Annotated in this window: 10 protein-coding genes and 1 pseudogene; 3 read left to right on the forward strand and 8 right to left on the reverse strand. The window is 36.5% G+C overall.

Annotated features, from left to right (window positions below):
- Nucleotides 1–11 precede the first annotated feature (11 nt).
- The 8 genes from G5W_RS0115005 to G5W_RS0115035 all read right to left on the reverse strand — a co-directional run bounded on the left by G5W_RS0115005 (nucleotide 12) and on the right by G5W_RS0115035 (nucleotide 8,375).
- Nucleotides 12–971, reverse strand: coding sequence for an NAD(P)H-dependent flavin oxidoreductase (locus tag G5W_RS0115005; RefSeq protein ID WP_010097935.1), 960 nt, complete (start codon nucleotides 969–971; stop codon nucleotides 12–14).
- Between the two features lie 115 nt (nucleotides 972–1,086).
- Nucleotides 1,087–1,197, reverse strand: coding sequence for a GapA-binding peptide SR1P (locus G5W_RS23385; RefSeq protein ID WP_081472477.1), 111 nt, complete (start codon nucleotides 1,195–1,197; stop codon nucleotides 1,087–1,089).
- A 132-nt stretch (nucleotides 1,198–1,329) separates the two neighbouring features.
- Nucleotides 1,330–2,214, reverse strand: coding sequence for a polysaccharide deacetylase family protein (locus tag G5W_RS0115010; protein WP_010097938.1), 885 nt, complete (start codon nucleotides 2,212–2,214; stop codon nucleotides 1,330–1,332).
- 254 nt (nucleotides 2,215–2,468) lie between these two features.
- Nucleotides 2,469–3,875, reverse strand: coding sequence for a dihydrolipoyl dehydrogenase (gene lpdA, locus G5W_RS0115015; protein ID WP_010097940.1), 1,407 nt, complete (start codon nucleotides 3,873–3,875; stop codon nucleotides 2,469–2,471).
- A 4-nt stretch (nucleotides 3,876–3,879) separates the two neighbouring features.
- Nucleotides 3,880–5,151: a dihydrolipoamide acetyltransferase family protein gene (locus tag G5W_RS0115020; protein ID WP_010097942.1), complete on the reverse strand. Its 1,272-nt coding sequence runs from the start codon at nucleotides 5,149–5,151 to the stop codon at nucleotides 3,880–3,882.
- Nucleotides 5,152–5,172: 21 nt separating this feature from the next.
- A complete protein-coding gene (locus tag G5W_RS0115025; RefSeq protein WP_010097944.1) occupies nucleotides 5,173–6,150 on the reverse strand; it encodes an alpha-ketoacid dehydrogenase subunit beta in 978 nt (325 codons plus the stop codon).
- Nucleotides 6,151–6,153: 3 nt separating this feature from the next.
- Nucleotides 6,154–7,197 carry a pyruvate dehydrogenase (acetyl-transferring) E1 component subunit alpha gene (gene pdhA / locus G5W_RS0115030; RefSeq protein ID WP_193372403.1) on the reverse strand — a complete coding sequence of 348 codons (1,044 nt, stop codon included), beginning with the start codon at nucleotides 7,195–7,197 and terminating at the stop codon, nucleotides 6,154–6,156.
- A 515-nt stretch (nucleotides 7,198–7,712) separates the two neighbouring features.
- A complete protein-coding gene (locus tag G5W_RS0115035; protein WP_010097946.1) occupies nucleotides 7,713–8,375 on the reverse strand; it encodes a YkyA family protein in 663 nt (220 codons plus the stop codon).
- A gap of 204 nt (nucleotides 8,376–8,579) precedes the next feature.
- Between G5W_RS0115035 and def the strand changes: the two genes are divergently transcribed.
- The 3 genes and pseudogenes from def to rnjA all read left to right on the forward strand — a co-directional run.
- Nucleotides 8,580–9,131 carry a peptide deformylase gene (def, locus tag G5W_RS0115040; protein ID WP_010097947.1) on the forward strand — a complete coding sequence of 184 codons (552 nt, stop codon included), beginning with the start codon at nucleotides 8,580–8,582 and terminating at the stop codon, nucleotides 9,129–9,131.
- A 775-nt stretch (nucleotides 9,132–9,906) separates the two neighbouring features.
- Nucleotides 9,907–10,116: a DNA-dependent RNA polymerase subunit epsilon gene (locus G5W_RS0115050; protein ID WP_010097948.1), complete on the forward strand. Its 210-nt coding sequence runs from the start codon at nucleotides 9,907–9,909 to the stop codon at nucleotides 10,114–10,116.
- A gap of 3 nt (nucleotides 10,117–10,119) precedes the next feature.
- Nucleotides 10,120–10,739: pseudogene (gene rnjA / locus G5W_RS0115055) on the forward strand (ribonuclease J1); the annotation flags it as partial.

Below are 10,739 nucleotides of genomic sequence, written 5' to 3' on the forward strand. Positions count from 1 at the left end.
TTAATTTCACCTCATTTTGACCAGTCTTCTCTAATTACTTCAGCTTGCTTAATCATTCGATTAATAAGCTCTTGTACAGTTGGTAAGTCCTTAATTCCTGCAGCACTTTGACCTGCCCAACCGAACCCTTTATCATTTTCCCCTTTATGAATATAATTTCTATTTGCTTTCCCACTTATGTAATCTTTTAACCCATCATACCCTACCCCTTGCTTTTCCAGGTTTAATATTTCTTCTGTCCATCGATTCTGTAATGCCCTGGCTGGAGCTCCAAGTGTCTTTTTAATAATAACTGTATCATTCTCATTCGCTTCGATAATATCCCGTTTGTAAACCGGATGGGCATGTACACACTCTTGTGTAGCGATAAACCTAGTGCCCATTTCAATCCCATCAGCTCCTAGAGATAATGCTGCCATTAAACCTCGACCATCAAAAATACCACCAGAAGCCACTACGGGAATATTAACCTTATCAGCAACCTGGGGCGTTAATACAATAGTTCCTGTATCAGATCGCCCCAGGTGTCCGCCACCTTCTTGTCCAACTACAATAACTGCATCTGCCCCTAATTCCTCTGCCTTTACAGCTTGTCGAGTAGCAGCGACTAATACCAATGTTTTAATAGAGTAGTTCTTTACCATTTCCAGAACTCCCTTAGGGTTGCCACCAGTAACAGATATTACTGAGACCTCTTCATCAATGGCTACTTGTACCATTTGCTCGAAGGGACGATTGTGTTGCCCGATAGCAAAATTAACGCCGAATGGTTTCTTGGTTAGCTTCTTCACCTTTATTATTTCTTTCCGTAAAGCTTCAGGACTTTCTAAACTCATAGCGGTAATTTGTCCAAGTGCACCTGCATTCGATACGGCAGCTGCTAATTCTGCATAGGCTAAATGGGCCAATCCACCTTGAATAATTGGATATTTAACTTGAAGTAATTGTGTAATACGAGTATTCCAGCTCATGCTCATCCCCTCCACTATATCTTATAGTGTCATCCTAACATGTTAGACCCTTTATATAAATAAAAAAGCTACGTTGATACGTAGCAAAATGGATTGATTTATTCCTAGCTTATATTTACTTTTTATCGTTCTTACAATCACAGCAGGTACCGTAAAGCACTGCTACCTTTTCATTTTCATAATGCTCAATCGTTTCTTGACAATGTTGACATACAATAATCCCCATCAACTCAACACCTCTCACTTTAATTGTAGCATAATTAATAATTAGTATGGACTAATAGTGTAATTCTTATAAATAGTATAACAGATTAAACAAAAAATTACCAGTGAAATTATTCACTGGTAAACATAAGCATTACTCTATTGTTTTGATTTCATGTGGATCAAGTACTTCATACCCTTGTTCTCTTAGTCCTAATACTATATCCTTTAAAGCGGCATTAGTCCATTCGCGGTCATGCATTAGTAAATTAGCTCCTGGTTTTAATAATGAATATGGTACATCTACCTCTGGTCCCTTACCACTTACCATTGCCTCTGTTAGTTTCTCTTTGTCCATATAAGGTGTAAAATAGTCATAACCATAGGACCAATTCATTAATACCATTTGCTCCTCTATAGCAATTTGCTTCGATAATTCTGTGTTTACACCATGTGGAGCTCTAAAAAATTTCGGCCTTTCTCCTATAATATCTTCAATCAGGTCATTCAGCTTAATGATTTCTTCACGTTGCTTGTCCGGATTATTCTCTATAGCCCCTAGGTTAACATGTGAATAGGTATGATTTCCGATAACAAATCCCATTTCATGAATCTCTTTTAGCATTTCTTGCTCTTCGGGAGTGTCTATAAAGTGACCATTTACGAAGAATATAGCCCCGGCATCTAATTCTTTTAAAGTCTTCGCCATCTCGAGAGAATATTTTTCAGGTGCATCATCGATAGTCAATAATACGACCTTTTCATTTGTTCCTTCTTCTATCGGAACTAAAGACCAATTTTCCGAAACACGGTAGAGCGATTTCTGTCTTTCCGCTAATTCTTTTTGATCTTCACCGTTCTTTTCTTCGACATCAGGTGATACATCCGTCTTTTCTTCATTACTCTGTTTTGGTTCTTGTCCTACTTTGTCCTGATTTTGTTTCGTCGACACGTTCTCATCACTTGTTTTCTCCTCCGCGCTATTACAGCTAGACAGTACAATAAGTAACGATATTGCCAACATAACGATAACTCTCATGTTTTTCCCTCCTGATGTATTGATAAAATTCGACATAACTTTAGTTTACCCTGATTATCATTAGGAAGACAATCACTTTTATTAGGGAAGTCATAACTTCGTAGCATCTTTATCATGACATCGTTAGAAAAATTTGAATGCGTTCGTTTACTTATGCAGACGAAAATAGTTATTTATTACTTTCATATCTACCAAAAAAGGAGTAACACATGGATTATACATGTGTTACTCCTTTATATTCATAAAATGATATCTTATAGCATATGAATTGGTGTACCTAAAGCAACTTCTGCTGCTTCCATAGTGATTTCACCAAGCGTTGGGTGAGCATGGATTGTTAAAGCAATATCCTCCGCTGTCATACCAGCTTCAACCGCAAGACCAATCTCAGAAATCATATCACTAGCATTAGGACCAGCAATTTGACCACCTAGAATTAATCCGTCTTCTTTACGAGTTATTAATTTTAGGAAGCCGTCAGTTGAATTAAGAGATAATGCACGTCCATTAGCACCAAATGGGAATTTAGCTACTTTTACATTGTAGCCTGCATCCTTAGCTTCTTGTTCTGTCAATCCAACAGTTGCAAGTTCTGGTTCTACAAATGCTACTGCTGGAATACCGATGTAATCAATTTCAGATTTTTCACCGCTAATTGCTTCTGCAGCAATTTTACCTTCGTATGATGCCTTATGAGCAAGTGGTGGTCCAGCAACAATATCCCCAATTGCATAGATATTTTCCACATTTGTACGACATTGCTTATCAATTTTGATTAGACCGCGTTCATCTACTTCAATACCAACTTGTTCAAGACCGATTTCACGAGTATTTGGACGACGACCAACTGTTACTAATACATAATCAGCTTCAACAGTTTCTTCTTTTCCGCCTACTTCGTAAGTAACTTTTACGCCGTCTTTTGTTTCTTCAACACCTTTAGCCATTGCTTCGGTGATGATAGTAGCACCTTTGTTTTTCAGACGTTTCTTAACAAGAGCAGTCATTTGTTTTTCGAAACCGCTTAGGATGTCTTTTGCACCTTCAAGGAATACAACTTCAGTTCCAAAGTTTGCATAAGCTGAACCAAGCTCACTACCGACATAACCAGCACCAATAACAACTAATTTCTTAGGTACTTCTTTAAGATTTAGTGCACCTGTTGAATCTAGTACACGATCAGAGAATTTGAATGTAGGAATCTCAATTGGTGAAGAACCAGTTGCAATGATACAATCTTTGAATGTATATGTTTGAGAAGATTTCTCATCCATAACTTTTACAGTATTCTTATCAACGAAATAAACTTCACCTTTTACGATATCTACCTTGTTACCTTTAAGTAGACTTTCTACTCCAGAAGTTAACTTGTTAACTACAGATGCTTTCCATTCTTGGACTTTACCAAAGTCAACTGTTACTTTAGAAGTTTTAATTCCTAAATCTTCATTACCATGTGCATGAACGACAGAGTGTCCAGCTTCGATTAGAGCTTTTGATGGAATACAACCAACATTTAAACATACGCCACCTAAAGCACCTTTATCAACGATCGTTACTTTTTGACCTAATTGTGCAGCACGAATTGCAGCAACATATCCCCCAGGTCCTGCACCGACAACAAGTGTGTCTAATTCAATTGGAAAATCTCCTACTACCATAACCTTACGCCTCCATCATGATTAATTGTGGATCATTTAATAATCGCTTGATTTGATTTAAGGCCATTTGAGCAGTAGCACCATCAACGATACGGTGATCAAAGCTCAATGAAACTGCAAGTACTGGAGCAATTACAACTTCTCCGTCACGTACGATTGGTTTATCAGCAATTCGGCCAATACCTAAAATTGCTGCTTCAGGGTAGTTAATAACTGGTGTAAACCATTGTCCCCCAGCAGAACCAATATTAGAAATAGTACTTGAAGCACCTTTCATCTCATCTGGTGCTAGTTTACCACTTCTAGCTTTATCTGCCAATTCATTGATTTCAGCTGAGATTTCGAAAATAGATTTACGATCTGCATTTTTTACAACTGGTACAAGTAAACCTTTTTCTGTATCTGCCGCAATACCAATATTATAGTAATGTTTTTGTACAATTTCCTCTGTTGCATCATCAATAGAAGCATTTAGAATTGGGTAGTTCTTCAATGCAGATACAATTGCTTTTACAACATAAGGTAGGTAAGTTAATTTAATACCTTGGTCGATAGCTGTTTGCTTGAATTTCTTACGATGAGCAACTAGTGCTGTAACATCTACTTCGTCCATTAATGTAACGTGAGGAGCTTTTGATTTAGAATTAACCATTGCTTTAGCAATTGCTTTACGAATCGGGCTCATTTTCTCACGAGTTTCAGGGAAGCTACCTTCTAGAACTGGAGCTTTAGCTGCAGGTGTTTCTTTCTTATCTGTAGCTGCCGCTTCAGTAGTTTGTGTAGCAGCAGGTGCCTCACCATTTAAGAAGCTATCAATATCTTCTTTCGTAACACGACCATTGTTACCTGATCCTGCTACCATTTTGATATTCACGTTATTGTCACGAGCATATTTACGTACAGATGGCATTGCGATGATTCGCTTATCATCATCCACATTTCCTTCTGCTTGAACATTATTTGCTGCAGGAGTAGTTTTTGGTGATTCTTCTTTTGCAGGTTCAGCAGCTTGTTCTTCGCTTCCAGCATCCTCATAACCTTCTGCATCAAAAGAAATTAATGTATCTCCAACTACCGCTACTTCACCTTCTTGAACGAAGATTTTTGTAACAGTTCCTTCAACTGGTGAAGGAATTTCTACAACTGCTTTATCATTTTGTACTTCACAAAGTACATCATCTTCTTTTACTACGTCGCCTTCTTTTACCATCCAAGAAACAATCTCACCTTCGTGGATTCCTTCTCCAATATCCGGTAATTTAAATTCAAAAGCCATTAGTAAAGCCTCCTATCAAATTTAGAAATTCATTACAGTGTTTACTTTTTCAATGATGTCGCTATAGTTTGGTAACCATACATTTTCTGCTTCAGAGAATGGGAATACCGTATCTGGTGCAGTAACACGTAATACAGGAGCTTCTAAGTGTAAAATCGCACGTTCCTGAATTTCAGCTGCAATATTTGCTGCAACACCTGCTTGGCGTTGTGCTTCTTGAACAACTACTACACGATTTGTTTTTTCAACTGATGCTAGAATCGTATCGATATCGATTGGTGAAACCGTACGTAGGTCAATAACCTCTACGTCGATACCGTTCTTTTCAAGCTCCTCAGCAGCTTTAAGTGAAGCGTGTACCATTGCTCCATAAGTTACAATTGTCACATCTTTACCTTCACGTTTCACGTCTGCTTTACCAATTTCAATTGTATATTCGCCTTCAGGTACTTCACCACGGAATGAGCGATATAGTTTCATATGCTCTAGGAAAATAACTGGGTCATTATCACGAATAGCTGAAATCAATAAACCTTTTGCATCATAAGGTGTTGATGGAATAACAACTTTTAAACCAGGTTGTTGTGCCACTAAACCTTCTAATGAGTCAGCGTGCAATTCTGGTGTATGAACACCACCACCGAACGGTGAGCGAACTGTAATAGGTGCATTTTTCGTACCACCAGAACGATAACGCATACGCGCCATTTGACCACTAATTGAATCCATTACTTCATACACGAAACCGAAGAACTGAATTTCTGGTACTGGACGATATCCTTCTAGAGCTAATCCGATTGCAAGACCACCAATTCCAGATTCAGCTAATGGCGTATCAAATACACGATCTTCCCCGAATTCTTTTTGTAGGCCTTCAGTAGCACGGAATACCCCACCGTTTTGGCCAACATCCTCACCAAACACTAGCACATTTTCATCATTTTTTAATTCTACGCGTAGTGCATCAGTGATTGCTTGAATCATTGTCATTTGTGCCATTGTTTATTTCGACTCCTTTGCTTTATACTCTTCCATTTGTTCTTGTAGATTGTTTGGAAGTGTTTCAAACATATTTGAAATTAAATCAGTAACTTTCATTTTTGGATATTGGTCAGCTTTCTTAATAGCTTCCTTAATATCTTCTTTTGCTTGTTCGATTACTTTATTTTCTTCTTCTTCAGACCAAAGTTTTTTGCCTTCTAAGAATTTACGGAAACGAACAAGTGGATCTTTCTTCTCCCACTCAGAGTCAAGGTCTGCTGAACGGTAACGAGTTGGATCGTCCCCAGACATAGTATGTGGACCATAACGGTAAGTGATTGTCTCAATCAACATTGGTCCTTCACCAGCAATAGCACGCTCACGAGCATGTTTCGTAGCCGCATAAACAGCAAGAACATCCATACCATCTACTTGGATTCCTTCAATACCTGCAGCAATAGCTTTTTGCGCTAATGTTTTAGCAGCTGTTTGTTTTTCTCTAGGTACAGAAATAGCAAATCCGTTATTTTGTACAATAAAGATGTTTTGTGCTTTATATGCTCCAGCAAAGTTCATACCTTCATAGAAATCACCTTCTGAAGTACCACCATCACCAGTGTACGTAATAGCTACTGCTTTCTTACCACGCATTTTCAAACCAAGTCCAACACCTGCAGCTTGAACATACTGTGCACCAATAATAATTTGTGGTGGAAGTGCGTTTAAACCTTCAGGCATTTGGTTACCATGGAAATGTCCTTTAGAGAACAAGAAAGCTTGATAAAGTGGTAAACCGTGCCAAATCAATTGAGGAACATCACGATATCCTGGTAAAATGTAGTCTTCTTTTTCTAGTGCAAAATGGCTACCTAATTGCGATGCTTCTTGACCTGCAGTAGGCGCATAGAAACCTAAACGTCCTTGACGGTTTAATGCGATGGAACGTTGATCAAGTATGCGAGTATAAACCATTCTTCTCATAAGTTCTTTTAATTCATCATCTGATAAATCAGGCATGTCATCCTTGTTGACAATCTTTCCATCTTCATTTAGAATCTGGAACATTTCGAACTGACTTTCAACACTTTCTAAAATGTGTTTCAAAATAGTTCACCTCTTCCTTTCATATATCCTTATAATTTATCTTTTCTATCCTTCCCAAAAAAAAGGAAAATCTGTACCTATTTGCTTATTTTGCTGAGTTAGTGAACTTAATCAAGTGATTCCACAAACTGTTACATAATTTGAGCAAAATTTACTGGTACAATTATGATTACAAATAAAGTTTAGCTCATTCACTATCATCCGGTCAACTAGTTTGCTTTTTAAGGTTTCAATTTTAGCGACTAGGAAAACTAAACATCCCTTTTCAAAAAACTGTTATACTAAAAAAACATACCTGTATTATTTTCAAGCTTCATATAGGTATAAGATTATCCATAACTCCTACCATTGAACTAACAACACTTTATTGATTTCTAATTTCTAATAGATACTTCCTCAAAATACTTTCATGATACCCACGGTTAGTTTTTTACCAAAAAAATACTCACCATAAATTGGTAAGTATTTTTTGAGTTTTATTTTTCAGTATTATATTTCACGTCAATATTCGCTAGTTCATAAAATCCTTTTTTCAAGGTGTTATACTCTGTTGTAAACGTATTAAACGCTTCATTCGCCTCTATAACTTCTTGATATTTCAGATTTATACTCTCAATGTGTTGCTGTAATTCTTCTTGTTCTAATTCATCACGTTGTAGCATTGCATATAATTCTTTTTCTAGTGTCAACGAATCATTATATGCTGCATGCAATTTGTCATAGGCATCGTATCGTTTCTCCATTGTTTCATACATGGCTAAAGCTTTTTCTTTAGCTTCCTTATCTTCTACCTTTTCAATGTATTCTTTGGAGTTCTCAAATTCCTTGCGTGAAGCATCTAGACTTTCTTTTTCTAACGAGATCTTTTCTTTACGTTCTTCAATTGAAATAAGTGCCTGGTCAGCCAATTCTTTAATTTTGTCAAGCTCATCTATACCAAGCTCAATAATTTCCTTATATAGTTCTTGTTCTTTTTGTTCTAATTTCGTTATATCATCCTGTTGCTCTTGGAAACCCTCTTCAAGTTTTACAGCTTCTTCTAAATGATTGTATATCTCTGATTCAGGACTATTTCCACACCCTGCTATAAACAAAGTTATCCCGATGGAAATAGCAAGAAATAGTTTATTTACCTTCACGTTAAAACTCCTCCTCATACTCGGCTGCGTTCACTAGTTTGAATAACCGTTATTTAGTATATCACAAATCGACTTACTTGATGGAGACAATTATAGCTTGTCTTACAGTAAATTTATGCTCTTTGAACAAATTATATGATAAACTATTTAATTGACCATAATATGATAATAATATAAGGCGATATAGAGATGGAGTGATAAGATATGTTAACAATGGATGATGTGGTACGGGAAGGTCACCCTTCACTTCGAGAAGTAGCAAATGAAGTAGCAATTCCACCTAGTGAAGAAGAACTTACATTGCTTGGTGATATGCTTAAATTCCTTAAAAATAGTCAAGATGAGAAAACATGTGCAAGATATAATCTTAGACCAGGTGTAGGAATAGCTGCACCTCAACTCGGAATAAACAAAAGATTGATCGCTGTTCATTTTGAAGATGGCAATGGAAAACTATACAGTTACGGCTTAATTAATCCAAAAATCGTAAGTCATTCAGTTGAAAAAGCTTACTTAGCTGTTGGTGAAGGATGCTTATCAGTGGATAGAAACGTAGAAGGCTTTGTTCCGAGGTATGCGCGAATCACAGTAAAAGCAACAACTTTAGAAGGTGAAGAAATCAAACTTCGACTTAAAGACTATGCTGCTATCGTATTCCAGCATGAAATCGATCATTTAAACGGGATTATGTTCTATGACCACATTAACCAAGATAATCCATATGCAATACCCGAGAACTCAAAAGCAATTGAATAGCTAAAACCTCCCGTATTCCGAATACTTTACGAATAGAAACCGAACTAATACCAATCCCCTATTATATAGGAATTGGTGTTAGTTCGGTTTTCTTTATCTGAATTTTACGTGGTAGATTCCATTTAGACCTAAAAATAAGTACTTCCCATCGTTTATAGGGAATGCATATAATGATGAAATATAGAGCAGAATACTAACAGGAATCTAAGCCTTGCTATCTTCTAACCTTCTTCATGCTTAAATCTATAAAAATGTTTTTTAGAACAAATAGGTTATTTTTATTTCAATATTTTTAATTCCGTACTATACTATAAATAAGTGGGATTGGACGGTAGAATTTTTTATATTGCTTTTCTTTAATCTTCTGAAAGGAGTGTATGTCCTTATGTTACGTCGCCTAAAAGAAAAGCTAAAGAAGCGTTGGAAGGATTTTTTAGGTCGAGGACGTGTGCCATCAACTTTTAAGGAATAAAGAAGAGATTAAGGCAAGGTATAAACAATAGCCAATCTACCGATAATGATAAATCTAATTATGTTTTACTTGCCTTTTTGTTAAGTATTTAGGTGTATGAATACGGATAAAAGATGCGGAATCTAATGATGCACGATAAACCTTAAGCCAGATTGTAAATGACTTGTTCTTCGGTTCAATATGATCTATATAGCTGGGGAAACCTTACACCAAGAAATATTCATCCTTTATGATGGAGATGAGATTTTCTTGTAGTTTTTTGAATGGTGTTAATAAGTTTTAGAGAGAGACAGGAGAGATAGTATGATTTTTAAAGTAATTTACCAAGAATTACCGTATGAAGTACCAGTACGGGAACATTCTAAAAGCCTTTATATTGAGGCAGAATCCGAAAAAGAAGTAAGACAAAAATTAAGCGCTCGCAACGTAAATATTGAATTTATCCAAGCTTTAGATGAAGCACATCTAGAGTATGAAAAACAGTCCGAAAACTTCAAAGTGGAGAACGTCTAATTTATGAAGTTTGTAAAAAATGATCAAGCAGCAGTGTTTGCACTAGGTGGATTAGGAGAAATTGGTAAAAACACTTATGGTGTTCAATTCCAAGATGAAATAATTCTAATTGACGCAGGAATTAAGTTCCCTGAGGACGAGCTACTAGGAATCGATTACGTTATTCCTGATTACTCATACCTAGTACAGAACCAAGAGAAAATTAAAGGTCTGATAGTTACACATGGTCATGAAGACCATATTGGTGGTATTCCATATCTATTGCGAGAAGTAAATATACCGATCTATGCTGGAAAGCTTGCGATTGGCTTAATTCGAAATAAATTAGAAGAACATGGTTTATTAAGAAATGCAAAATTAATTCCCATTCAAGAAGACGATGTCATTAAATTCCGAAAAACATCTGTATCATTTTTCCGTACAACTCATAGTATTCCAGATTCATATGGTGTAGTCGTTAAGACTCCTCCTGGTAATATTGTTCATACCGGAGATTTTAAATTCGACTTTACACCAGTTGGTGAACCTGCAAACTTAACAAAAATGGCTGAAATAGGTAAAGAAGGAGTATTATGCCTTCTTTCTGATAGTACTAATAGTGAAGTACCAGGATTTACCAGTGT

This window comes from Ornithinibacillus scapharcae TW25 (assembly GCF_000190475.1).
Lineage (GTDB): Bacteria > Bacillota > Bacilli > Bacillales > Amphibacillaceae > Ornithinibacillus > Ornithinibacillus scapharcae.

What these genes read in the sequence shown, in the direction of transcription:
- G5W_RS0115025 (WP_010097944.1), bottom strand. Translation starts at nt 6,150, where the DNA reads ATGGCACAAATGACAATGATTCAAGCAATCACTGATGCACTACGCGTA.
- G5W_RS0115005 (WP_010097935.1), bottom strand. Translation starts at nt 971, where the DNA reads ATGAGCTGGAATACTCGTATTACACAATTACTTCAAGTTAAATATCCA.
- G5W_RS0115020 (WP_010097942.1), bottom strand. Translation starts at nt 5,151, where the DNA reads ATGGCTTTTGAATTTAAATTACCGGATATTGGAGAAGGAATCCACGAA.
- lpdA (WP_010097940.1), bottom strand. Translation starts at nt 3,875, where the DNA reads ATGGTAGTAGGAGATTTTCCAATTGAATTAGACACACTTGTTGTCGGT.
- G5W_RS0115050 (WP_010097948.1), top strand. Translation starts at nt 9,907, where the DNA reads ATGATTTTTAAAGTAATTTACCAAGAATTACCGTATGAAGTACCAGTA.
- G5W_RS23385 (WP_081472477.1), bottom strand. Translation starts at nt 1,197, where the DNA reads ATGGGGATTATTGTATGTCAACATTGTCAAGAAACGATTGAGCATTAT.
- pdhA (WP_193372403.1), bottom strand. Translation starts at nt 7,197, where the DNA reads ATGTTCCAGATTCTAAATGAAGATGGAAAGATTGTCAACAAGGATGAC.
- def (WP_010097947.1), top strand. Translation starts at nt 8,580, where the DNA reads ATGTTAACAATGGATGATGTGGTACGGGAAGGTCACCCTTCACTTCGA.
- G5W_RS0115010 (WP_010097938.1), bottom strand. Translation starts at nt 2,214, where the DNA reads ATGAGAGTTATCGTTATGTTGGCAATATCGTTACTTATTGTACTGTCT.